This window comes from Gottfriedia sp. NPDC057991, from assembly GCF_042886615.1.
GTDB lineage: Bacteria > Bacillota > Bacilli > Bacillales > Bacillaceae_G > Gottfriedia.
This window is the reverse complement of sequence record NZ_JBHVQN010000010.1, coordinates 20,816-43,915: the sequence shown is the minus strand read 5'-3', so window position 1 is coordinate 43,915 and position 23,100 is coordinate 20,816. Positions and strand designations below refer to the sequence as shown.

28 protein-coding genes are annotated in these 23,100 nt (G+C 38.8%); all 28 read right to left on the bottom strand.

Annotated elements, in window-relative coordinates:
• Positions 1 to 37 precede the first annotated feature (37 nt).
• Positions 38 to 1,342, bottom strand: coding sequence for a preprotein translocase subunit SecY (gene secY / locus ACFVR2_RS23875; protein WP_387367744.1), 1,305 nt, complete (start codon positions 1,340 to 1,342; stop codon positions 38 to 40).
• Between the two features lies 1 nt (position 1,343).
• Positions 1,344 to 1,784, bottom strand: a complete 441-nt coding sequence (gene rplO / locus ACFVR2_RS23870; protein WP_056467467.1) for a 50S ribosomal protein L15 — start codon at positions 1,782 to 1,784, stop codon at positions 1,344 to 1,346.
• 30 nt (positions 1,785 to 1,814) lie between these two features.
• Entirely contained in the window at positions 1,815 to 1,997 is a 183-nt protein-coding gene (rpmD, locus tag ACFVR2_RS23865; RefSeq protein ID WP_088070790.1) for a 50S ribosomal protein L30, read from the bottom strand.
• Between the two features lie 15 nt (positions 1,998 to 2,012).
• Entirely contained in the window at positions 2,013 to 2,513 is a 501-nt protein-coding gene (gene rpsE / locus ACFVR2_RS23860) for a 30S ribosomal protein S5 (RefSeq protein ID WP_335407346.1), read from the bottom strand.
• Between the two features lie 20 nt (positions 2,514 to 2,533).
• Positions 2,534 to 2,896, bottom strand: a complete 363-nt coding sequence (gene rplR, locus ACFVR2_RS23855; RefSeq protein WP_098121865.1) for a 50S ribosomal protein L18 — start codon at positions 2,894 to 2,896, stop codon at positions 2,534 to 2,536.
• A gap of 33 nt (positions 2,897 to 2,929) precedes the next feature.
• The gene (rplF, locus tag ACFVR2_RS23850; RefSeq protein WP_387367739.1) at positions 2,930 to 3,466 is read right to left on the bottom strand and encodes a 50S ribosomal protein L6; all 537 of its coding nucleotides are present in this window, start codon (positions 3,464 to 3,466) and stop codon (positions 2,930 to 2,932) included.
• Between the two features lie 30 nt (positions 3,467 to 3,496).
• Positions 3,497 to 3,895, bottom strand: coding sequence for a 30S ribosomal protein S8 (rpsH, locus tag ACFVR2_RS23845; protein ID WP_387367736.1), 399 nt, complete (start codon positions 3,893 to 3,895; stop codon positions 3,497 to 3,499).
• 33 nt (positions 3,896 to 3,928) lie between these two features.
• On the bottom strand, positions 3,929 to 4,114 hold the full coding sequence (locus ACFVR2_RS23840; protein WP_056467450.1) for a type Z 30S ribosomal protein S14: 186 nt from the start codon (positions 4,112 to 4,114) through the stop codon (positions 3,929 to 3,931).
• 34 nt (positions 4,115 to 4,148) lie between these two features.
• On the bottom strand, positions 4,149 to 4,688 hold the full coding sequence (gene rplE / locus ACFVR2_RS23835) for a 50S ribosomal protein L5 (protein ID WP_098121862.1): 540 nt from the start codon (positions 4,686 to 4,688) through the stop codon (positions 4,149 to 4,151).
• A 28-nt stretch (positions 4,689 to 4,716) separates the two neighbouring features.
• Positions 4,717 to 5,028 carry a 50S ribosomal protein L24 gene (gene rplX / locus ACFVR2_RS23830; RefSeq protein WP_056467443.1) on the bottom strand — a complete coding sequence of 104 codons (312 nt, stop codon included), beginning with the start codon at positions 5,026 to 5,028 and terminating at the stop codon, positions 4,717 to 4,719.
• Between the two features lie 56 nt (positions 5,029 to 5,084).
• Complete coding sequence (rplN, locus tag ACFVR2_RS23825; protein WP_056467440.1) at positions 5,085 to 5,453, bottom strand: 50S ribosomal protein L14; 369 nt, start codon at positions 5,451 to 5,453, stop codon at positions 5,085 to 5,087.
• A 46-nt stretch (positions 5,454 to 5,499) separates the two neighbouring features.
• Entirely contained in the window at positions 5,500 to 5,763 is a 264-nt protein-coding gene (rpsQ, locus tag ACFVR2_RS23820) for a 30S ribosomal protein S17 (protein ID WP_387367733.1), read from the bottom strand.
• Between the two features lie 21 nt (positions 5,764 to 5,784).
• Positions 5,785 to 5,985, bottom strand: coding sequence for a 50S ribosomal protein L29 (rpmC, locus tag ACFVR2_RS23815; RefSeq protein ID WP_088044553.1), 201 nt, complete (start codon positions 5,983 to 5,985; stop codon positions 5,785 to 5,787).
• Positions 5,975 to 6,409: a 50S ribosomal protein L16 gene (rplP, locus tag ACFVR2_RS23810; protein ID WP_056467431.1), complete on the bottom strand. Its 435-nt coding sequence runs from the start codon at positions 6,407 to 6,409 to the stop codon at positions 5,975 to 5,977. The genes rpmC and rplP overlap by 11 nt, the downstream gene beginning before the upstream one ends.
• 2 nt (positions 6,410 to 6,411) lie before the next feature.
• A complete protein-coding gene (gene rpsC, locus ACFVR2_RS23805; RefSeq protein ID WP_387367730.1) occupies positions 6,412 to 7,071 on the bottom strand; it encodes a 30S ribosomal protein S3 in 660 nt (219 codons plus the stop codon).
• A gap of 3 nt (positions 7,072 to 7,074) precedes the next feature.
• A complete protein-coding gene (rplV, locus tag ACFVR2_RS23800) occupies positions 7,075 to 7,416 on the bottom strand; it encodes a 50S ribosomal protein L22 (RefSeq protein WP_056467425.1) in 342 nt (113 codons plus the stop codon).
• 17 nt (positions 7,417 to 7,433) lie between these two features.
• A complete protein-coding gene (gene rpsS / locus ACFVR2_RS23795) occupies positions 7,434 to 7,712 on the bottom strand; it encodes a 30S ribosomal protein S19 (RefSeq protein ID WP_387367727.1) in 279 nt (92 codons plus the stop codon).
• Between the two features lie 57 nt (positions 7,713 to 7,769).
• Positions 7,770 to 8,600 carry a 50S ribosomal protein L2 gene (gene rplB / locus ACFVR2_RS23790; protein ID WP_335407360.1) on the bottom strand — a complete coding sequence of 277 codons (831 nt, stop codon included), beginning with the start codon at positions 8,598 to 8,600 and terminating at the stop codon, positions 7,770 to 7,772.
• A gap of 31 nt (positions 8,601 to 8,631) precedes the next feature.
• Entirely contained in the window at positions 8,632 to 8,922 is a 291-nt protein-coding gene (rplW, locus tag ACFVR2_RS23785) for a 50S ribosomal protein L23 (RefSeq protein WP_056467416.1), read from the bottom strand.
• Positions 8,922 to 9,545, bottom strand: a complete 624-nt coding sequence (gene rplD / locus ACFVR2_RS23780; protein WP_056467413.1) for a 50S ribosomal protein L4 — start codon at positions 9,543 to 9,545, stop codon at positions 8,922 to 8,924. The genes rplW and rplD overlap by 1 nt, the downstream gene beginning before the upstream one ends.
• Before the next feature lie 27 nt (positions 9,546 to 9,572).
• Positions 9,573 to 10,202 (bottom strand): 50S ribosomal protein L3, encoded by a 630-nt coding sequence (gene rplC / locus ACFVR2_RS23775; protein ID WP_056467410.1) that lies wholly within the window; start codon positions 10,200 to 10,202, stop codon positions 9,573 to 9,575.
• 33 nt (positions 10,203 to 10,235) lie between these two features.
• Positions 10,236 to 10,544: a 30S ribosomal protein S10 gene (gene rpsJ, locus ACFVR2_RS23770; RefSeq protein WP_088003795.1), complete on the bottom strand. Its 309-nt coding sequence runs from the start codon at positions 10,542 to 10,544 to the stop codon at positions 10,236 to 10,238.
• A gap of 338 nt (positions 10,545 to 10,882) precedes the next feature.
• Positions 10,883 to 12,070: an elongation factor Tu gene (gene tuf, locus ACFVR2_RS23765; RefSeq protein ID WP_387367722.1), complete on the bottom strand. Its 1,188-nt coding sequence runs from the start codon at positions 12,068 to 12,070 to the stop codon at positions 10,883 to 10,885.
• A 121-nt stretch (positions 12,071 to 12,191) separates the two neighbouring features.
• Entirely contained in the window at positions 12,192 to 14,270 is a 2,079-nt protein-coding gene (fusA, locus tag ACFVR2_RS23760) for an elongation factor G (RefSeq protein ID WP_387332413.1), read from the bottom strand.
• Positions 14,271 to 14,505: 235 nt separating this feature from the next.
• A complete protein-coding gene (gene rpsG / locus ACFVR2_RS23755; RefSeq protein WP_056467395.1) occupies positions 14,506 to 14,976 on the bottom strand; it encodes a 30S ribosomal protein S7 in 471 nt (156 codons plus the stop codon).
• A 32-nt stretch (positions 14,977 to 15,008) separates the two neighbouring features.
• Complete coding sequence (rpsL, locus tag ACFVR2_RS23750) at positions 15,009 to 15,431, bottom strand: 30S ribosomal protein S12 (protein ID WP_056467392.1); 423 nt, start codon at positions 15,429 to 15,431, stop codon at positions 15,009 to 15,011.
• A 247-nt stretch (positions 15,432 to 15,678) separates the two neighbouring features.
• Positions 15,679 to 19,287 (bottom strand): DNA-directed RNA polymerase subunit beta', encoded by a 3,609-nt coding sequence (gene rpoC / locus ACFVR2_RS23745; RefSeq protein ID WP_387367719.1) that lies wholly within the window; start codon positions 19,285 to 19,287, stop codon positions 15,679 to 15,681.
• A gap of 46 nt (positions 19,288 to 19,333) precedes the next feature.
• Positions 19,334 to 22,861 carry a DNA-directed RNA polymerase subunit beta gene (rpoB, locus tag ACFVR2_RS23740; protein WP_387367716.1) on the bottom strand — a complete coding sequence of 1,176 codons (3,528 nt, stop codon included), beginning with the start codon at positions 22,859 to 22,861 and terminating at the stop codon, positions 19,334 to 19,336.
• Positions 22,862 to 23,100: the final 239 nt, after the last annotated feature.

The window sequence follows — 23,100 nt, the reverse complement described above, 5'->3', positions numbered from 1 at the left end:
TCAAAATTAGGTGAGCAATAGGGAATTATGCATTTCCCTATGCTCGTTCTTTAATAAAGCCTTTGTAGTTTCTCTTAACAAGCTGACTTTCTAATTGTTTCATTGTTTCAAGCGCAACTCCGACTACGATTAGTAAACTTGTTCCTCCAATTTGAGCTGAAGGTGGTAAGTTCGCAATTTTACCAAATACAATTGGTAATAAAGCGATGACAGCTAAGAAAATTGCTCCTACGAAAGTTAAACGATATAAGACTTTAATGATATATTCTTGAGTGCTCTTACCTGGGCGAATACCCGGGATGTAGCCACCTTGCTTCTGAAGATTTTCAGCCATTTGCTCTGGATTAGCCTGAACAAAAGTATAAAAATATGTGAATGCAATGATCAAGATTAAATAAAATGCCATTCCCCATGGATTGTTATACGTAAAATGTGTTTTAATCCATTCAGTTACATTGTTACTTGGTAAGAACGATGCAATTGTTGATGGAGTAATTAAAAATGAAACAGCGAAGATTACCGGAATAACCCCAGCGCCATTTACTTTTAATGGCAAGTGAGTAGATTGTCCTCCGACATAGCTATTATTACCATTGTTTCGTTTAGCATATTGAATTGGAATTTTACGATTAGCTTGTTGAATGTAAATTACAGCTACGATTACTAATAGTAAAACTAAAACCACTAAGCCAACTTTCACGATGTTTAAGAATAGCGCGTCACCAGCACCTTTAAATTGTTGCTGATAGACTTGGCTCATTGTATTAGGTATAGCAGCAACTATACCGCCAAAGATGATAACTGATATACCGTTCCCTACACCTTTAGCAGTAATCTGCTCACCTAACCACAATAAGAAAGATGTTCCAGCTGTTAGTACAATTGCTATATAAAGATAGGTTGACCAACCTGGATTTTCAATTAACATTCCGCCAGTAATATTGTTCATACTGATTGATAATCCAATTGCTTCTACAAAACCAAGAATAATTGTGATGTATCTAGTCAGTTGAGTCAATTTACGTCGACCAATCTCACCTTGCTTCGACCATTCAGTTAACTTCGGAACAACGTCCATTTGAAGTAACTGAATAATGATTGAAGCAGTAATGTACGGCATTATACCCATTGCAAAAATCGAGAACTGTTTAAGAGCTCCTCCACCAAATGTGTTTAGAACCCCAAAGATGCTTGAACTATCTTGAGATGCTAATACATCGGCGTTGACGTTTGGAACAGGTATAAACGTTCCAATACGAAATACAATTAACATTAATAACGTAAAGAATATTTTTTTTCTAATATCTGCAATGCGCATAAAGTTGGAGATTGTCCGGAACATTTTAGATCACCTCAGCATTTCCACCAGCTGCTTCGATTGCCTCTACTGCAGAAGATGAGAACTTGTGAGCTTTAACAGTAAGTTTAACTTCTAACTTACCTTTACCTAAAATCTTAATACCAGCTAATTCTTTACGAACAATACCAGTTTCGATCAGTAACTCAGGAGTTACTTCAGTTCCGTTTTCGAAGCGATTTAACGTTTCAACATTAACGATTGCGTAATCTTTACGGTTGATGTTAGTGAAACCACGTTTTGGTAAACGACGGAATAAAGGAGTTTGACCACCTTCAAATCCAAGACGAACACCGCCACCTGAACGAGCGTTTTGTCCTTTATGACCTTTACCTGCAGTTTTACCAGTACCTGAACCAATACCACGACCGATACGTTTAGATACTTTACGAGAACCTTCTGTAGGTTTTAATTCATGAAGTTTCATTAGGGCACCTCCTTACTTATTCATGTTCAATTAAATTTCTTTTACAGATACAAGGTGAGAAACTTTGTTAATCATCCCACGCATTGCAGCGTTATCTTCTTTAACAACAGTTTGGTTTGTTTTAGTAATTCCTAAAGCACGAACTGTTGCGATTTGATCTTGTTTACGACCAATAACACTACGAGTAAGGGTAATTTCTAACTGTTTAGCCATCGTTATCCCTCCTTATTAACCTAGTAATTCTTCTACAGATTTACCACGTAATTTAGCAACTTCATCCGCACGTTTTAAGTTACTTAATCCTTCGATAGTAGCACGTACAATGTTTACCGGTGTGTTTGAGCCAAGAGATTTAGATAAAATATCATGTACTCCAGCAAGTTCTAATACCGCACGAACAGGACCTCCTGCGATAACTCCAGTACCTTCAGAAGCAGGTTTTAAGAATACTTCACCAGCTCCAAAACGACCAGTAATTACGTGAGGAATTGTAGTTCCAACGATTGGTACATTAATTAGATTTTTCTTAGCATCTTCAACAGCTTTACGAATAGCATCAGGTACTTCTTGAGCTTTACCAGTACCAAAACCTACATGACCGTTTTTGTCACCAACAACTACTAATGCTGAAAAGCGGAAACGACGTCCACCTTTTACAACTTTAGCAACACGGTTGATCGTAACTAAGCGTTCTTCAAGCTCTAATTTATTAGGATCAATGCGACGCATGTATGTCCCTCCTTCTTTTATTAAAATTGTAAACCAGCTTCACGAGCAGCTTCAGCTAAAGCTTTTACGCGACCATGATATAAGTAACCACCGCGGTCGAATACAACTTCTGTAACACCTTTTTCAGTAGCGCGTTTAGCAACTAAACCACCCACTAATGATGCTGCATCGATATTACCAGTACCATTTAAAGTTAATTCTTTATCTAAAGTTGATGCACTTGCTAATGTTACACCATTAACATCATCAATGATTTGAGCATAGATATGGTTGTTTGAACGGTAAACGTTTAAACGTGGACGTTCTTGAGTACCAGATAATTTAGTACGAACACGAGCATGTCTTTTTTTACGTACTGCATTTTTATCAGCCTTAAAGATCATCTTGGTCACTCCTTTCTCTTATCTAGTTATCGATTACTTCGCAGTTTTACCTTCTTTACGACGAACCATTTCGCCTTCGTAACGAATACCTTTACCTTTGTAAGGCTCTGGTGGACGTACTTGACGGATGTAAGCAGCAAGAGCGCCTACACGTTCTTTGTCGATACCTTTAATACTGATTTTAGTATTTGAAGGTACTTCGATTTCAACACCATTTTCAGGAGTGATCTCAACTGGGTGAGAATAACCAACAGCTAGAACAAGTTTGTCACCTGTTTTAGTTGCACGGTAACCAACCCCAACTAATTCAAGGTTACGAGCATAACCATTAGTTACACCTTCAACCATGTTTCCTAAGATAGCACGAGTTGTACCATGAAGAGCACGGTGCTCTTTGTTATCAGTTGGACGTGCAACTGTTAATACGTTCTCGTTAACTTCGATTGTCATATCAGGGCTAAAAGTACGAGTTAACTCACCTTTAGGTCCTTTTACAGTAATAGTATTGTTGTTATTAGTAAGAGTAACTCCAGCAGGAATTACAAGTTCTTTTTTACCAACACGAGACATTCACTACACCTCCATTCTCTCTGTGTTTTATTACCAAATGTATGCTAAGATTTCGCCACCAGTTTTTGCTTGACGAGCTTCTTTATCTGTCATTACACCTTTAGATGTTGAAACAATAGCAACACCTAAACCGTTAAGTACGCGAGGTACTTCGTCAGCTTTCGCGTATACACGTAAGCCAGGCTTAGAGATTCTTTTTAATCCAGTGATAACACGTTCGTTGTTCACACCATATTTTAAGAAAATACGGATGATACCTTGTTTATCATCTTCAATGTACTCAACGTCACGGATGAAACCTTCACGTTTTAGAATTTCAGCAACTTCTTTCTTTAGGTTAGAACCTGGGAATTCTAATTTCTCGTGACGTACCATGTTCGCATTACGAATGCGAGTAAGCATATCTGCAATAGGATCTGTCATGACCATGTTCAGATAACCTCCTTCCTAATATCTATAGAATTACCAACTAGCTTTTTTAACGCCAGGGATTTGTCCTTTATAAGCAAGTTCACGGAAACAAATACGGCAAAGTTTAAATTTACGTAATACTGAGTGTGGACGTCCGCAACGTTCGCAACGTGTATACTCTTGTACTTTAAATTTCTGAGCACGCTTTTGTTTCGCAATCATTGATTTTTTAGCCACGTTTTCGCCTCCTCTTCTTTAGCGCTGGCTTTCATTATTTTTGAAAAGGCATTCCAAATAATGTTAGCATTTCACGAGCTTCTTCATCAGTATTTGCAGTAGTTACAATAACGATGTCCATACCACGTACTTTGTTTACTTTATCATAATCAATCTCTGGGAAGATTAATTGCTCTTTAACACCTAAAGTGTAGTTTCCACGGCCATCGAATGACTTTTTAGAGATCCCACGGAAGTCACGTACACGAGGTAAAGTTACAGCAACTAATTTTTCAAAGAATTCGTACATACGCTCACCACGTAATGTTACCTTAGCACCGATAGGCATTCCTTCACGAAGACGGAATTGAGCGATAGATTTTTTAGCTCTAGTTACAACAGGTTTTTGACCTGCGATTAAAGTTAGTTCCTCAACAGCAGTATCTAATGCTTTTGAATTTGAAACAGCCTCACCAACACCCATGTTGATGACGATCTTTTCAATTTTTGGCACTTGCATAACTGATTTATAGTTAAACTTGCTCACTAGAGCAGGAGTGATTTCATTTTGATATTTCTCGACTAGGCGGTTCATTCAGTTGACCTCCTTTCATAAATTTCTATTATTTATCAAGTAATTCGCCTGATTTTTTTGCAATACGTACTTTTTTACCATCCACTAATTGGTAACCTACGCGTGTAGGTACTCCCGTTTTTGGATCTAATGCCATAACATTAGAAACATGGATTGGTGCTTCTTTCTCGATGATGCCACCTTGTGGGTTAGCTTGAGTAGGTTTTGAGTGTTTTTTAATGATGTTAACACCTTCAACTAGTACGCGGTTATTCTTTGGAAAAGCAGCAAGGATAACACCTTGTTTTCCTTTGTCTTTACCAGAGATAACTTGAACTTTATCACCTTTTTTTACATGCATCTTCTTCGTGCACCTCCTTAATAAGGCTTTCTGAAGTATTTATTAAAGTACATTAATTAAAGTACTTCTGGAGCTAATGATACGATTTTCATGAAGTTGCTATCACGTAATTCACGTGCAACTGGTCCGAAAATACGAGTACCACGTGGGCTCTTATCATCTTTAATGATAACAGCTGCGTTTTCATCAAATTTGATGTAAGTACCGTCTGGACGACGAACACCGCGTTTCGTACGAACGATAACAGCTTTAACTACATCACCTTTTTTAACAACGCCACCTGGTGTTGCTTGTTTTACTGTACATACGATGATATCACCGATGTTTGCAGTTTTACGGCCTGAACCACCTAATACTTTAATAGTAAGTAATTCACGTGCACCTGAATTGTCAGCAACTTTTAAACGAGTTTCTTGTTGGATCATGTCAAATTGACCTCCTTTCGGATTAAGAATGATATCCGATCATCTATTAGATAATAACAGCTTCTTCTACGATTTCAACTAAACGGAAACGTTTTGTAGCTGATAATGGACGAGTCTCCATGATTTTTACGATATCGCCAACTTTTGCAGCGTTTAGCTCATCGTGCGTTTTATATTTTTTAGAATATTTAACGCGTTTTCCGTATAGTTTATGTGTTTTATAAGTTTCAACTACAACAGTAATTGTCTTATCCATCTTATCAGAAACTACACGTCCTGTGTAAACTTTACGTTGGTTACGTTCGCTCACTGTGCAAACCTCCCCTCATTATTAATTATTAGAGTTAATTTCTCTTTCACGTACTACAGTTTTCATACGAGCAATACCTTTACGAACCTCACGAATACGCGCAGTGTTCTCTAATTGTCCTGTAGCTAATTGGAAACGAAGGTTGAATAACTCTTCTTTAAGAGATTTCACTTTTAATTCAATTTCAGCAGTAGTAAGATCGCGAATCTCATTAGTTTTCATTAGAATCACCACCATTGTCTTCGCGTTTTACGAATTTACATTTAACTGGTAATTTGTGAGCTGCTAAGCGAAGTGCTTCACGAGCTACCTCTTCAGATACACCAGCGATTTCGAACATAATTTTGCCAGGTTTAACAACTGCAACCCAACCTTCTGGAGCACCTTTACCGCTACCCATACGAACCTCAAGAGGTTTAGCTGTGTAAGGCTTAGAAGGGAAGATCTTAATCCATACTTTACCGCCACGTTTCATGTAACGAGTCATTGCACGACGCGCTGCTTCAATTTGACGGTTAGTAATCCAAGAAGCTTCAGTTGATTGTAAACCGAATTCACCGAATGCAATTTCAGTACCACCTTTGGCACGTCCACGCATTTTTCCACGATGCTCTCTTCTATATTTAACACGTTTAGGCATTAACATAATTAATTTCCTCCTTCCTCAGAAGCTTTCTTTTTTGTAGGAAGAACTTCACCTTTGTAAATCCATACTTTTACGCCAAGTTTACCGTATGTTGTATCTGCTTCTGCAGTTGCATAGTCGATGTCTGCACGTAATGTATGAAGTGGCACTGTACCTTCGCTATATGATTCAGAACGAGCGATATCTGCTCCGCCAAGACGACCAGAAACTTGTGTTTTGATTCCTAAAGCACCAGCACGCATAGTACGTTGTAGTACTTGCTTTTGAGCACGACGGAAAGAAACACGGTTTTCTAATTGACGAGCGATGTTTTCTGCTACTAATTTAGCATCAAGATCTGCTCTTTTAATTTCGATGATATTGATATGAACACGTTTGCCAGTAAGGTTGTTTAAAGCTTTACGAAGAGCTTCAACTTCTGAACCACCTTTACCGATTACCATACCTGGTTTTGCAGTGTGAACAGTGATGTTTACACGGTTTGCAGCTCTTTCGATTTCTACTTTAGAAACAGCAGAATCTTTTAAGCGAGTGCTGATGTACTCACGAATTTTGATGTCTTCATGTAAAAGATCAGCGTAATCTTTTTCAGCGTACCATTTAGATTCCCAATCTTTAATAATACCAACACGAAGTCCGACTGGATTTACCTTTTGTCCCATCGATTATCCCTCCTTCTTCTCTGATACCACGATTGTAATGTGGCTTGTGCGTTTGTTGATTGCGCTAGCACGTCCTTGTGCACGAGGGCGGAAACGTTTTAAAGTAGCACCTTCATCAACGAATACTTTTTCGATGTATAAGTTATTAACATCCATATCATAGTTATGCTCTGCGTTAGCAATAGCAGATTTTAATAATTTTTCTACAACAGGAGAAGCAGTTTTTGGTGTGTGTCGAAGGATTGCGATCGCTTCGCCAACTTGTTTACCTCGGATTAAATCGACTACTAGACGAACTTTACGAGGAGCGATACGAACTGTTCTCAGTACAGCTTTAGCTTGCATTGGAGTGCCTCCTCTCATTATCTTCTAGTTTTCTTGTCATCCGCATCGTGACCTTTGTAAGTACGAGTTGGAGCAAATTCACCAAGTTTGTGACCTACCATATCTTCCGATACATATACAGGTACGTGTTTACGACCATCGTATACTGCAATAGTATGTCCGATAAATTGTGGGAAAATAGTCGAACGACGTGACCAAGTTTTAACAACTTGCTTAGAGTCAGTTTCGTTTAATTTCTCAACTTTAACTAATAAGTGATCATCAATAAATGGACCTTTTTTTAGGCTGCGTCCCATTGTGGTACCTCCCTTCGTGATTGACCTACGGTTCTAGTGAACCGTAGCACAATCGCGTTATTTTTTACGACGACGAACGATAAACTTGTCTGACGCTTTGTTTTTCTTACGAGTTTTGTAACCAAGAGTTGGTTTACCCCATGGAGACATTGGTGATTTACGTCCGATTGGAGAGCGTCCTTCACCACCACCGTGTGGGTGATCAACTGGGTTCATTACAGATCCACGTACAGTTGGGCGTTTACCCATCCAACGAGAACGACCAGCTTTACCGATGTTAATAAGTTCGTGTTGTTCATTACCTACTTGACCTACTGTCGCGCGGCAAGTAGCTAAAACCATACGTACTTCACCAGAGTTTAAACGAACAAGTACATAACGATCTTCTTTACCTAATACTTGAGCAGAAGTACCAGCTGAACGTACTAATTGTCCTCCACGACCTGGTTTTAACTCGATGTTGTGGATTGTAGTACCTACTGGAATATTTGCAAGTGGTAAAGCGTTACCTACTTTAATATCAGCTTCAGGACCTGAAACGATTTCCATTCCTACTACTAAGTTTTTAGGAGCTAGAATGTAACGTTTTTCTCCATCAGCGTAGTTGATTAACGCAATGTTTGCAGAACGGTTTGGATCGTACTCGATTGTAGCAACGCGTCCTGGTATACCATCTTTATCTCGTTTGAAATCGATGATACGGTATTGACGTTTGTGTCCACCACCTTGGTGACGAACAGTAATTTTACCTTGGTTGTTACGGCCAGCTTTTTTGCTAAGTGGAGCTAGTAATGATTTTTCTGGTTTATCAGTAGTGATCTCAGCAAAATCATTAGTAGTCATACCACGGCGACCGTTAGTGGTTGGTTTATACTTTTTGATTCCCATCGTAATTTCCCTCCTTTTCTAGTAGTTAGTATTAAACGCCTTCGAATAATGTGATTTCTTGGCTATCAGCAGTTAATTTAACGATTGCTTTTCTACGACGGTTAGTGTAACCAGCATGTTTACCCATACGTTTAAACTTACCTTTGTAGTTCATTACGTTAACTTTTTCTACTTTAACACCGAAGATTGCTTCAACAGCATCTTTAACTTCAGTTTTGTTAGCTCTTACATCTACTTCAAAAGTGTATTTTTTTTCAGCGATTGCTTCCATAGAAGCTTCAGTGATAACTGGGCGTTTGATAATATCACGAGGATCCTTCATTACGCAAGCACCTCCTCTACTTTTTCCACCGCAGCTTTAGTCATGATTAATGTATCATGATGTAAAACGTCGATTACGTTTACTTCATTTGCTGCAAGAACTGTAATTCCAGGAATATTGCGAGCAGATAAAGCTACGTTTTCATTTAAATCAGCTGTTACGATTAAAACTTTCTTAGCAACTGATAAGCCAGTTAATACAGTAACCATATCTTTTGTTTTTGGTGCGTTTAACGCTAAATCTTCAAGAACTAGCATGCTTTGCTCTAATACTTTAGTAGATAAAGCAGATTTAATCGCTAAGCGACGTACCTTTTTAGGTAATTTATAAGAATATGATCTTGGAGCTGGACCGAATACGATACCACCACCACGCCATTGTGGAGAACGGATTGAACCTTGACGAGCACGGCCAGTTCCTTTTTGTCTCCATGGTTTACGACCACCACCACGCACTTCAGAACGTGTTTTAACTTTGTGAGTACCTTGACGTAAAGATGCACGTTGCATCATTACAGCATCAAATAAAGCGTGTTCGTTCGGAGCGATTCCGAATACAGCATCAGCTAATTCGATTTCACCTACTTGAGCACCTGTTTGATTAAACATAGTAACTTTAGGCATTTTATTTCCTCCTTTCTTCTAAATTAATTATTTAGATTTAACCGCAGTACGGATTGTTACGTAAGATTTTTTAGAACCTGGTACGTTACCTTTTACTAAAAGTAAGTTACGTTCAACGTCAACTTTAACGATTTGTAGGTTTTGTACAGTTACTTTTTCTCCACCCATTTGACCAGGTAAAGCTTTGTTTTTGAATACACGGTTCGGAGCAACAGGACCCATTGAACCTGGACGACGGTGGTAACGAGAACCGTGAGACATTGGTCCACGAGATTGTCCGTGGCGCTTAATGCTACCTTGGAATCCTTTACCTTTTGAAGTTCCAGTTACATCAACGATGTCACCATTTGCAAAAATATCTACTTTGACTTCTTGACCAACTTCATAAGCTGATACATCAGCGTTGCGAAGTTCACGAACGAAGCGCTTAGGTGCAGTGTTTGCCTTAGCAGAGTGCCCTTTTTCTGGTTTGTTAGCTAATTTTTCACGTTTGTCAGCGAAACCGATTTGGATAGCTTCGTAGCCATCAGTTTCAGTAGTTTTCTTTTGTAAAACCACGTTTGGAGTAGCTTCGATTACAGTTACTGGAATTAACTCGCCATTTTCAGCAAATACTTGTGTCATACCGATCTTTTTCCCTAAGATTCCTTTAGTCATAAGTCACACCTCCTGAATTTATATATAATTTTATTAAAGTTTGATTTCAATATCAACGCCAGATGGTAAATCTAGTCTCATTAATGAATCAACTGTTTGTGGAGTTGGATTCACGATATCGATTAAACGTTTGTGAGTGCGCATTTCGAATTGCTCACGAGAATCTTTGTATTTATGAACCGCACGAAGGATCGTGTAAATTGATTTCTCAGTTGGTAACGGAATCGGACCAGATACAGAAGCACCAGAACGTTTCGCTGTTTCAACGATTTTCTCTGCAGATTGATCTAAAATACGGTGATCATAAGCTTTTAAACGAATACGAATTTTTTCTTTTGCCATAATTTTCCCTCCTTTTTCGCCTATTTAAATAATAGACATACTCCGTGGAAATTTCCTTACACTCGCCATGGCAAAGCGGCCGGGTGTATCAGCAACCTTCCACTTCTACGCAGTCAAAGACCAACATCATCTATTATACATAAAAAATAATGCTATTGCAAGCATTTGTTATAAGTTTAAATAAATAATGTTCTCGTCGTCTTCAGTACTTAGTTATTATATTATCTTCAATTATTAAAATCAAGCAAGAATCGGTTTTAAAGCATATTTTAAATATTTCCAATTTACTTATAAAAAAAAAGCTTAGAAGAATAGATCTTCTAAGCTTTTAAGTTTAATTATTCAACGATTGTAGCAACTACACCAGCGCCTACAGTACGTCCACCCTCACGGATAGAGAACTTAGTTCCTTCTTCAACAGCGATTGCGTTGATTAACTCAACAGTCATTTCGATGTTGTCGCCAGGCATAACCATTTCAACGCCTTCTGGTAATTGGATGATTCCAGTTACGTCAGTTGTACGGAAATAGAATTGTGGACGGTAGTTAGCGAAGAATGGAGTGTGACGTCCACCTTCTTCTTTAGATAAAACGTAAACTTCAGCTTTGAACTTAGTGTGTTGTTTAACTGAACCTGGTTTAGCTAAAACTTGACCACGTTGGATATCGTCACGAGCAACCCCACGAAGAAGTGCACCGATGTTATCTCCAGCTTCTGCTTGGTCAAGAAGTTTACGGAACATTTCAACACCTGTTACAGTAGTTGTTTTTGGCTCTTCAGTGAAACCGATGATTTCGATTACTTCACCAACTTTAACTACTCCACGCTCAACACGACCAGTAGCTACTGTTCCACGACCAGTGATTGAGAATACATCCTCAACTGGCATTAAGAAAGGCTTGTCAGTTTCACGAGCTGGTGTTGGGATGTAAGAATCAACTTCAGCCATTAATTCATGAATTTTAGCTTCCCACTCAGCATCTCCTTCAAGAGCTTTAAGAGCAGAACCTTTGATTACTGGAATATCGTCGCCTGGGAATTCGTACTCTGATAAAAGATCACGGATTTCCATTTCAACTAATTCAAGTAATTCTTCGTCGTCAACCATGTCACATTTGTTCATGAATACTACGATGTAAGGTACACCTACTTGACGAGATAAAAGAATGTGCTCACGAGTTTGAGGCATTGGACCATCAGCAGCAGATACTACTAAGATACCGCCGTCCATTTGAGCAGCACCAGTGATCATGTTTTTAACATAGTCAGCGTGACCTGGGCAGTCAACGTGTGCATAGTGACGAGTTTCTGTTTCGTACTCAACGTGTGCAGTAGAGATTGTGATTCCACGCTCTCTTTCTTCTGGAGCTCCGTCGATTTGATCGTAAGCACGAGCTTCAGCTCCACCTACTTTAGCTAATACAGTTGTAATAGCAGCAGTTAATGTTGTTTTACCATGGTCAACGTGTCCGATTGTACCAATGTTAACGTGTGGTTTTACACGTTCGAATTTAGCTTTACCCATTGTAAAAATCCTCCTTATAATTAAGAAAATTAATTTTTAGTTTTATTATTATGCCATAAAGGGGCGAGTCCCCTTTATAGCTAACATAAATAGTTATACATGATGAGAACTAAATAATCAATTACTCACCTTTATATTTTTTGATAATTTCTTCAGAAATTGATTTTGGTACATCTTCGTAATGGTCAAATACCATTGAGAACGTTCCACGACCTTGAGTGTTAGAACGTAATGAAGTTGCATAACCAAACATTTCAGAAAGTGGTACCATTGCACGTACTACTTGAGCGTTTCCGCGAGCTTCCATACCTTCAACGCGTCCACGACGAGAAGTGATATCACCCATGATATCTCCTAAGTATTCCTCAGGTATAACAACTTCTACTTTCATAAGTGGTTCAAGTAGAACTGGGTTACATTTCTTAACAGCATTTTTAAGAGCTAATGATGCTGCTACTTTAAATGCCATCTCATTCGAGTCAACATCATGGTATGAACCGTCAAAAAGACGAGCTTTAATGTCGATTAGTGGGAATCCAGCTAATACACCATTTTTAAGAGAATCTTCAAGACCTGCAGCAACTGCTGGGATGTATTCACGAGGAACAACACCACCAACGATACCGTTTTCAAACTCAAAGCCTTTTCCTTCTTCGTTTGGTGAGAATTCAATCCAAACGTGACCGAATTGTCCACGTCCACCTGATTGACGAACGAATTTACCTTCTACTTGTGCAGAAGAACGGAAAGTTTCACGGTATGCTACTTGAGGAGCACCTACGTTAGCTTCAACTTTGAATTCACGACGCATACGGTCAACGATGATGTCAAGGTGAAGTTCACCCATACCACCGATGATTGTTTGACCAGTTTCTTGATCTGTATGTGCACGGAATGTTGGATCTTCTTCTGTTAATTTTGTTAATGCTTGACCCATTTTATCTTGGTCAGCCTTAGATTTTGGTTCGATTGCAATGTGAATAACTGGTTCTGGGAATTCCATAGACTCAAGAATAACTAAATTCTTTTCATCACATAGAGTATCTCCAGTTGTAGTGTCTTTAAGACCTACTGCAGCAGCGATATCTCCAGCAAATACTTTCGAAATCTCTTGACGAGAGTTAGCATGCATTTGTAGGATACGTCCTACACGCTCACGCTTACCTTTTGTAGAGTTTTGAACGTATGAACCAGATTCTAACGTACCAGCGTATACACGGAAGAACGTTAATTTACCAACATAAGGATCAGTCATGATTTTGAATGCTAAAGCAGCGAAAGGCTCGTCATCACTTGAAGGAACAACCTTTTCTTCATCAGTATCAGGAATAGTTCCCATAATTGCTGGTACATCTAATGGTGATGGTAAGTAGTCAATTACTGCATCAAGCATTAATTGAACACCTTTGTTTTTGAAAGCAGAACCACATACTACTGGGAAGAATTGAACTGAACAAGTCGCTGTACGAATTGCAGCTTTTAATTCTGCAAGTGTGATTTCTTCACCTTCAAGATATTTCATCATTAATTCTTCATCTAGCTCAGCTACCGCTTCGATTAAACGACCACGGTACTCTTCAGCTAGTTCTTGATATTCTTCTGGAATTTCGATAGTTTCAATGTCAGTTCCTAAGTCATTATTGTACTTAATTGCTTTCATTTCAACTAGGTCAACAATACCCCAGAAGTTATCTTCAGCACCCATCGCTAATTGAATTGGGTGTGCGTTAGCTTGTAAACGGTCATGTAACGTACCTACAGAGTATAAGAAATCCGCGCCGATTTTATCCATTTTGTTAACGAATACTACACGTGGAACTCCGTAAGTAGTTGCTTGGCGCCAAACTGTTTCAGTTTGAGGCTCAACACCAGATTGAGCATCAAGTACTGCTACTGCGCCATCAAGTACACGTAGTGAACGTTCAACTTCTACAGTGAAGTCTACGTGACCTGGAGTATCAATGATATTTACACGGTGGTTATTCCACTGAGCTGTTGTAGCAGCAGATGTGATTGTGATACCACGCTCTTGCTCCTGCTCCATCCAGTCCATTTGTGAAGCTCCTTCATGAGTTTCACCAATTTTGTGAATACGACCTGTGTAATAAAGGATACGCTCTGTTGTTGTTGTTTTACCAGCATCAATGTGAGCCATGATCCCGATATTACGAGTGTTATTTAAGGAGAACTCTCTAGTCATCAGGGTTCTTTCTCCCTTCCAGTATTAGTTAGGATTTTTTAGTACAAGAAAAAGTTATTCCCATACATACTTCATGTTATTAAGTTAAGCAAGCACTACAAGCAAGGAACTATTATGTCATCCTAAATTATGTAATCCGACGTTCACCTATTTAATCTAGCATGCTAAATTAGAAATAGGTGAACGACTTAACCAACATTCATTATGTGCAGAAATAACTAAATTGCTTTTAATCTTACCAACGGTAGTGAGCAAACGCTTTGTTCGCTTCTGCCATTTTGTGTGTATCTTCACGTTTCTTAACTGCAGAACCTGAGTTGTTAGCTGCATCAAGAATTTCATTAGCTAAACGCTCTTCCATCGTTTTTTCTCCACGAAGACGAGCATAGTTAACTAACCAGCGAAGACCTAAAGTTGTACGGCGTTCAGGGCGAACCTCAACTGGTACTTGGTAGTTTGAACCACCCACACGACGAGCTCTAACTTCTAGAACTGGCATGATATTTTTAAGAGCTGCTTCGAATACTTCCATTGGTTCTTTACCAGAACGTTCTTGGATTAATTCAAATGCTCCGTATAAGATAGCTTGAGACTTTCCTCTTTTTCCGTCAATCATCATTTTGTTGATTAAACGAGAAACTAATTTTGAATTATAAAGTGGATCTGGCAATACATCTCTTTTTGCAACAGGACCTTTACGTGGCATGTTATTTCCTCCTTTCGGCTAGTTGTTATTTATTACTTCTTAGCTGCTTTTGGTCTCTTAGTTCCATATTTAGAACGACCTTGCATACGTTTGTCAACACCTGCAGTATCTAATGCACCACGAACGATATGGTAACGTACCCCCGGTAAATCTTTTACACGTCCACCACGGATAAGAACAACACTGTGCTCTTGTAAGTTGTGTCCGATACCTGGGATATAAGCAGTTACCTCGATTTGGTTAGTTAAACGTACACGAGCATATTTACGTAATGCTGAGTTCGGTTTCTTTGGAGTCATTGTACCAACACGAGTACAAACACCACGTTTTTGTGGAGCTGATAAATCAGTTGATTTTTTCTTTAATGAGTTGAAACCTTTATTTAATGCTGGTGATTTTGATTTCCATACTTTAGAAGTACGTCCATTACGCACTAACTGGTTAATAGTAGGCATGAGTTTTCCTCCCTTCAAATATTTATAAGACCACACATCCAGGTGGTTCATTATTAGTTGAAAACAAAGTTTTTGCAAGAAGGAAGGAATCTTCCTTCTCACAAAAACAGTTTTAAACTTGTATATTCCTAAATTAGCCCCGGATCTAACCTGCTTAGATTAGCAGTGCTATTGTCTAGGAGCAACCTTGAATATCTTATCATTTTTCATCAAATGATGTCAACTCAAGTTTTAAATTATTTTAAGATTATTTTTCAACTAATACTTCTTCGTTCATTTCAACTGATTCAGTTAAACCTTTAACAAGATCTACTTTACGGTATCTGTTCATACCCGTACCAGCTGGAACCAACTTACCTATAATAACATTCTCTTTTAATCCTAGCAACTCATCACGTTTTCCTTTAATCGCAGCGTCTGTTAATACACGCGTTGTTTCTTGGAATGATGCAGCAGACAAGAATGAGTCTGTTTCTAATGATGCTTTTGTAATACCTAGTAATAATGGGCGTGCAGTAGCTGGTTGTTTACCTGCAAATAAAGCTTCTTTATTCGCTTCAGTAAACTGGTGTAGTTCTAATAATGTACCAGGTAGTAAAGTAGTCTCACCTGCATCCATTACACGAACTTTCTTCAGCATTTGACGTACCATTACCTCTACGTGCTTATCGCCAATTTCTACCCCTTGCATACGGTATACTTTTTGTACTTCACGTAGTAAGTATTCTTGAACAGCATTTGTACCTTTTACTTTTAACAGTTCTTTCGGATCGATTGAACCTTCTGTCATTACTTGACCACGTTCAATTGATTCACCTTCTTGAACCTTTAGTCTTGCGCCATAAGGAACTGGGTAGTTTCTAGATTCAACTGAGCCTTGAACAATAATTTCTTGTTTATCTTTAGCGTCAGTAGAAATTGAAATAATACCATCAATTTCAGAAATAACTGCTTGACCTTTAGGATTACGCGCTTCAAATAGCTCTTGAATACGAGGTAAACCTTGAGTGATATCGTCTCCTGCTACCCCACCTGTATGGAATGTACGCATCGTTAACTGTGTACCTGGTTCACCGATTGATTGTGCAGCGATAATACCTACTGCCTCTCCAACTTCAACCTCAGCACCTGTAGCTAAGTTACGGCCATAACATTTTTTACATACTCCATGGTTAGTATTACATGTAAACGCAGAACGAATATTAACTTCTTCAATACCTGCATCGATAATTTCACGAGCTAAGTCTTCTGTAATTAAATCGTTCTCTTGAGCAAGTAATACACCTGTTTCTGGGTGGCGTATAGTTGAACGTAAATGACGACCAACTAAACGATCGTATAATCCTTCAATAATTTCGTTACCTTCTTTGATTGCTTTTACATGTAAGCCACGGTCAGTACCACAATCATCTTGACGAACGATTACATCCTGTGCAACGTCAACAAGACGACGAGTTAGGTAACCTGAATCGGCTGTTTTAAGTGCTGTATCGGCAAGACCTTTACGTGCACCGTGTGTAGAGATGAAGTATTCAAGTACCGTTAGACCTTCACGGAATGAAGACTTGATTGGTAACTCGATAATACGACCAGCCGGATTGGCCATCAGACCACGCATACCTGCAAGCTGAGTGAAGTTTGATGCGTTACCACGTGCACCAGAGTCACTCATCATAAAGATTGGGTTACGTTTATTTAGGGAAGCCATCAGTTTGCCTTGAATTACATCCTTTGCATCACTCCAAATTGCGATTACACGATCGTAACGCTCTTCTTCTGTGATTAAACCACGACGGAATTGTTTTAGTACTTTATCTACTTTTTCTTGAGCTTCAGCAATAATTAATTGCTTTTCAGGTAAAACGATGATATCGGATACACCAACTGTAATACCAGCTTTAGTAGAGTGTCTAAACCCAAGATCCTTCATGCGGTCTAGCATTTTTGACGTTTCAGTAATTTTGAAACGTTTAAATACTTCTGCGATGATATTTCCAAGTATTTTCTTTTTGAAAGGAGAAATTTCTTCTCTACTTTCAATAATTTCTTTAATATTCGAACCTTTAGCTACAAAATACATCTGAGGAGTTTCCTTCTCAAGGTTACTCTGAGTAGGCTCATTAATATATGGGAACGAAGTAGGTAAGATTTCATTGAAGATTAACTTACCAACCGTTGTGATTAATAATGAATTATTTTGTTCTTCAGTAAATGTTTCGTTATTTAATGAATTTGCTGCAACAGCAACACGAGAATGTAAATGTACATAACCATTTTGGTATGCAATTAACGCTTCATTAATATCTTTAAATACCATACCTTCACCGACAGCGCCTGCACGCTCAAGAGTTAAGTAATAGTTACCTAATACCATATCTTGAGATGGTGTAACTACTGGTTTACCATCTTTAGGGTTCAGGATGTTTTGTGCTGCAAGCATTAGGATACGTGCTTCTGCTTGTGCTTCACTTGATAACGGTACGTGAACAGCCATTTGGTCACCATCAAAATCGGCATTGTATGCAGTACATACAAGTGGATGTAGACGGATTGCGCGGCCTTCTACTAATGTAGGTTCGAACGCTTGGATACCAAGTCTGTGCAGAGTTGGGGCACGGTTTAGTAACACCGGATGCTCACGAATAACTGATTCTAAAACATCCCAAATCTCAGGGTGTAAACGCTCAATTTTACGTTTCGCAGACTTAATGTTATGTGCTAATCCACGTTCTACTAATTCTTTCATCACGAATGGTTTGAATAATTCAATAGCCATTTCTTTAGGTAATCCACATTGATACATTTGTAAGTTTGGTCCTACAACGATAACCGAACGGCCAGAGTAGTCAACACGTTTACCTAGTAAGTTTTGACGGAAACGCCCTTGCTTACCTTTAAGCATGTGAGAAAGAGATTTCAATGGACGGTTACCTGGTCCAGTAACTGGACGGCCACGGCGACCATTGTCAATTAACGCATCAACTGCTTCTTGAAGCATACGTTTTTCATTTTGTACGATGATGCTTGGTGCACCAAGGTCTAATAAACGTTTTAAACGGTTGTTACGGTTAATTACACGACGATATAAATCGTTTAGATCTGAAGTTGCAAAACGTCCACCATCTAATTGAACCATTGGTCGTAATTCAGGTGGGATTACTGGTAGCACATCTAAGATCATCCAAGAAGGCTCATTACCAGAGTTACGGAATGCTTCTAAAACCTCTAAACGTTTAATTGCTCTTGTACGACGTTGACCTTGAGCAGTTTTCAACTCTTCTTTTAATGAATCAACATCTTTTACAAGATTAATATCGCTTAATAGTTTTTTAATCGCTTCAGCACCCATAGACGCTTGGAAAGTTTGACCGTAACGCTCACGATAAGCACGGAACTCTTTCTCAGAAAGCAATTGTTTCTTTTCTAAAGGAGTATCTCCAGCTTCTGTTACTACGTAAGAAGCAAAGTAGATTACTTCTTCCAGAGCACGAGGGGACATGTCTAAAACAAGCCCCATTCGGCTTGGAATACCTTTGAAATACCAAATATGTGATACTGGTGCAGCTAATTCGATGTGACCCATACGCTCACGACGTACTTTTGCACGAGTTACTTCAACTCCACAACGATCACAAACTACACCTTTATAACGTACACGTTTATATTTTCCGCAATGACATTCCCAATCTTTCGTAGGACCGAAAATGCGTTCACAGAAAAGACCATCTTTTTCAGGTTTTAATGTACGGTAGTTAATTGTTTCAGGTTTTTTAATTTCCCCGTATGACCACGAGCGAATTTTGTCAGGCGATGCAAGTCCGATCTTCATATACTCGAAATTATTTACATCTATCAAGGGGCCTACCTCCCTTTCTGTCCTAAGGTTTTACCCTATATAATACTTATTCTTTTACGTATTCCATATCCATCGCTAAATGTTCTGATGCTTGATCATCATCTTCAGTATCGCGCATTTCGATTTCTTGATCTGTAGCAGACATCATTTTAACATCCATACCTAGAGATTGTAATTCCTTAATCAATACTTTGAATGATTCTGGAACTCCTGGTTCTGGTACATTTTCACCTTTAACGATTGCTTCATATGTTTTCACACGGCCAACAACGTCATCAGATTTAACTGTTAAGATCTCTTGTAATGTATAAGCAGCACCGTATGCTTCAAGTGCCCAAACCTCCATCTCACCAAAACGCTGTCCACCAAATTGTGCTTTACCACCAAGTGGTTGTTGCGTAACAAGTGAGTATGGTCCTGTTGAACGAGCATGTAACTTATCGTCAACCATGTGTGCAAGTTTGATCATATACATGACACCTACAGAAACACGGTTATCGAAAGGCTCACCACTACGTCCATCATATAGTACAGTTTTTGCATCACGTGCCATACCAGCTTCTTCAATTGTTCCCCAAACATCTTCCTCACGTGCTCCGTCAAATACTGGAGAAGCAACATGAACCCCAAGATATCTAGCAGCCATACCTAAGTGTAGCTCTAATACCTGACCGATGTTCATACGAGAAGGTACCCCTAACGGGTTTAACATGATATCAACTGGCGTTCCATCAGGCAAGAATGGCATATCTTCTTCTGGTAAAATTCTAGAGATAACCCCTTTGTTACCATGTCGTCCAGCCATTTTATCCCCTTCAGAGATTTTACGTTTCTGAACGATATAAGCACGAACAAGTTGGTTTACTCCTGGTGGTAATTCATCTCCGTTTTCACGAGTGAATACTTTCACATCAAGAATAATCCCGCCTCCACCGTGTGGAACACGTAATGATGTATCACGAACTTCACGAGCTTTTTCACCGAAGATTGCGTGTAGAAGACGTTCTTCAGCAGTTAATTCAGTAACCCCTTTAGGCGTTACTTTACCAACTAATAAATCTCCATCTTTTACTTCTGCACCAATTCGGATAATTCCACGCTCATCAAGATTTTTAAGTGCATCTTCTCCAACGTTTGGAATATCACGAGTGATTTCTTCAGGTCCTAATTTTGTATCACGAGCTTCTGACTCATATTCTTCAATATGAACTGAAGTGTAAACATCTTCTTTAACTAGTCGGCGACTCATAATGATCGCATCCTCGTAGTTGTAACCATCCCATGTCATGAATGCTACTAATACGTTACGTCCTAGAGCTAATTCACCTTTTTCCATTGAAGGTCCATCTGCAAGAATTTCGCCTCTTACTACTTCATCACCAACACTTACGATTGGGCGTTGGTTATAACAAGTACCTTGGTTAGAACGTACGAATTTTAACATACGATATTTATCAAGGTCACCTTTAACTTTTTGTCCATCTACATCTAAATAGCGACGTACCCAAACTTCTTTTGCTTCAACACGTTCAACGATACCTGGGTGTTTACAAATTACTGCAGCACCTGAGTCTTTTGCTGAAACGTATTCCATACCTGTACCTACGATTGGAGATTCAGGGTTTAATAACGGAACTGCTTGACGTTGCATGTTCGCTCCCATTAGGGCACGGTTCGAGTCATCGTTCTCTAAGAATGGAATACATGCTGTCGCAGCTGATACTACTTGTTTAGGAGATACATCCATGTAGTCAATACGTTCACGTTTAACAACTGTGTTATCTCCACGGAAACGAGCTACTACATCTTCATCTAAGAAGCTTCCGTCTTCACCTAAACGAGCATTCGCTTGAGCTACAACGTATAGATCCTCTTCATCAGCAGTTAAATAGTCAATTTTATCGGTTAGACGACCTGTTTCAGGGTCTACACGACGATATGGAGTTTCAATGAAACCAAATTGATTTACTTTTGCATAAGAAGAAAGTGAGTTAATTAACCCGATGTTTGGTCCCTCAGGCGTTTCAATCGGACACATACGACCATAGTGAGAGTAATGAACGTCACGTACTTCAAATCCTGCACGTTCACGTGTTAAACCACCTGGACCTAGTGCTGATAGTCTTCGTTTATGAGTTAATTCAGCAAGAGGATTTGTTTGGTCCATAAATTGAGATAGCTGTGAACTACCAAAGAACTCTTTAATTGAAGCAATTACAGGGCGAATATTAATTAATGCCTGTGGAGTAACTGCGTTTGTATCTTGAATTGACATACGTTCACGTACTACACGTTCCATACGAGATAGACCGATACGGAATTGGTTTTGAAGCAATTCACCAACTGAACGTAAACGACGATTTCCTAAATGGTCAATATCGTCAGTGTCACCTACGTTATGTAGCAGGTTAAAGAAGTAAGAAATTGAAGCGATGATGTCCGCAGGTGAAATATTTTTCACACTTTTGCTCACATTCGCATTTCCAATAACTTGTATAACTTGTTCACCATCTTCTACAGGAGCGTAAATTTTAATAGATTGTAGAGTAATCTCATCTTCTAATACGCCAGCAGCAGGGTGAGCAACTTTTTCACCGATATTCTTTTCTAAGAATGGAAGAATACGGTCTAACGTACGGCGATCAAGAGTTGTCCCTTTTTCTACAATAATTTCACCAGTTTCTGGATCCACTAATGTTTCTGCAATACGTTGATTAAACAGTCTATTTTTAATGTGTAATTTTTTATTTATTTTGTAGCGTCCAACGCTAGCTAAGTCATAACGCTTCGGATCAAAGAAGCGAGTAATTAATAGGTTTTTAGCGTTTTCTACTGTAGGTGGTTCACCTGGACGTAATCTTTCATAGATTTCAAGAAGCGCCTTTTCAGTGCTATCTGTGTTATCTTTTTCAAGAGTATTACGTAGGTATTCATTTTCGCCTAATAAGTCTAGAATCTCTTGGTCTGTACCAAACCCAAGCGAACGTAGTAGTACCGTTACTGGTAATTTTCTTGTACGGTCAATACGTACATAAACTACATCCTTCGCGTCCGTTTCGTACTCTAACCAAGCACCGCGGTTCGGAATAACAGTAGCCGTAAAACCTTTTTTACCATTTTTGTCGATCTTTCCACTATAGTACACACTTGGAGAACGTACTAATTGTGAAACGATAACACGTTCAGCACCATTAATAATGAATGTGCCTGTGTCCGTCATCAGTGGGAAATCCCCCATGAAAACGTCTTGCTCCTTAACTTCGCCAGTTTCCTTATTTAATAGGCGAACTTTCACTCGAAGTGGAGCAGCGTAGTTTACGTCACGCTCTTTTGATTCTTCTACAACATACTTCGGCTCACCTAAACTGTAATCAATGAATTCTAATGATAGATTACCTGTGAAATCCTCAATTGGTGAAATGTCTTGGAACATTTCTCTCAAACCTTCATCTAAGAACCATTGGTAAGACGTTGTTTGAATTTCAATTAAGTTAGGTAACTCTAAAACTTCACTGATACGAGCATAACTTCTGCGTTGGCGGTGTCGTCCATATTGAACTAGTTGACCTGTCAACATATTCACCCCTTAAATAAGAGTATTTAAAACAAAAAAATAGTAACAAATAAGCAGAAAATATCCCTTACTTGTTAAACAAAAAATAAAATGGTTTCAAAATGAAAACCATTTATTAAACTCAACGACAGTCATTTTACTATCATTTCCAAAGAATATAGAAATATACCCACTTTCAAAAAATCATTTTTGAAAATAAATATATATTGGCATTTAATAATACTATCACAAGCAAAAAT

Coding starts and splice junctions, on each gene's coding strand:
- secY (WP_387367744.1), bottom strand. CDS start 1,342: ATGTTCCGGACAATCTCCAACTTTATGCGCATTGCAGATATTAGAAAA.
- rplO (WP_056467467.1), bottom strand. CDS start 1,784: ATGAAACTTCATGAATTAAAACCTACAGAAGGTTCTCGTAAAGTATCT.
- rpmD (WP_088070790.1), bottom strand. CDS start 1,997: ATGGCTAAACAGTTAGAAATTACCCTTACTCGTAGTGTTATTGGTCGT.
- rpsE (WP_335407346.1), bottom strand. CDS start 2,513: ATGCGTCGCATTGATCCTAATAAATTAGAGCTTGAAGAACGCTTAGTT.
- rplR (WP_098121865.1), bottom strand. CDS start 2,896: ATGATCTTTAAGGCTGATAAAAATGCAGTACGTAAAAAAAGACATGCT.
- rplF (WP_387367739.1), bottom strand. CDS start 3,466: ATGTCTCGTGTTGGTAAAAAAGAACTTGTAATTCCTGCTGGAGTTACT.
- rpsH (WP_387367736.1), bottom strand. CDS start 3,895: ATGGTCATGACAGATCCTATTGCAGATATGCTTACTCGCATTCGTAAT.
- rplE (WP_098121862.1), bottom strand. CDS start 4,688: ATGAACCGCCTAGTCGAGAAATATCAAAATGAAATCACTCCTGCTCTA.
- rplX (WP_056467443.1), bottom strand. CDS start 5,028: ATGCATGTAAAAAAAGGTGATAAAGTTCAAGTTATCTCTGGTAAAGAC.
- rplN (WP_056467440.1), bottom strand. CDS start 5,453: ATGATCCAACAAGAAACTCGTTTAAAAGTTGCTGACAATTCAGGTGCA.
- rpmC (WP_088044553.1), bottom strand. CDS start 5,985: ATGAAAACTAATGAGATTCGCGATCTTACTACTGCTGAAATTGAATTA.
- rplP (WP_056467431.1), bottom strand. CDS start 6,409: ATGTTAATGCCTAAACGTGTTAAATATAGAAGAGAGCATCGTGGAAAA.
- rpsC (WP_387367730.1), bottom strand. CDS start 7,071: ATGGGACAAAAGGTAAATCCAGTCGGACTTCGTGTTGGTATTATTAAA.
- rplV (WP_056467425.1), bottom strand. CDS start 7,416: ATGCAAGCTAAAGCTGTACTGAGAACAGTTCGTATCGCTCCTCGTAAA.
- rpsS (WP_387367727.1), bottom strand. CDS start 7,712: ATGGGACGCAGCCTAAAAAAAGGTCCATTTATTGATGATCACTTATTA.
- rplB (WP_335407360.1), bottom strand. CDS start 8,600: ATGGGAATCAAAAAGTATAAACCAACCACTAACGGTCGCCGTGGTATG.
- rplW (WP_056467416.1), bottom strand. CDS start 8,922: ATGAAGGATCCTCGTGATATTATCAAACGCCCAGTTATCACTGAAGCT.
- rplD (WP_056467413.1), bottom strand. CDS start 9,545: ATGCCTAAAGTTACTATGTTTAATCAAACAGGTGCTCAAGTAGGTGAA.
- rplC (WP_056467410.1), bottom strand. CDS start 10,202: ATGACTAAAGGAATCTTAGGGAAAAAGATCGGTATGACACAAGTATTT.
- rpsJ (WP_088003795.1), bottom strand. CDS start 10,544: ATGGCAAAAGAAAAAATTCGTATTCGTTTAAAAGCTTATGATCACCGT.
- tuf (WP_387367722.1), bottom strand. CDS start 12,070: ATGGGTAAAGCTAAATTCGAACGTGTAAAACCACACGTTAACATTGGT.
- fusA (WP_387332413.1), bottom strand. CDS start 14,270: ATGACTAGAGAGTTCTCCTTAAATAACACTCGTAATATCGGGATCATG.
- rpsG (WP_056467395.1), bottom strand. CDS start 14,976: ATGCCACGTAAAGGTCCTGTTGCAAAAAGAGATGTATTGCCAGATCCA.
- rpsL (WP_056467392.1), bottom strand. CDS start 15,431: ATGCCTACTATTAACCAGTTAGTGCGTAATGGACGTACTTCTAAAGTA.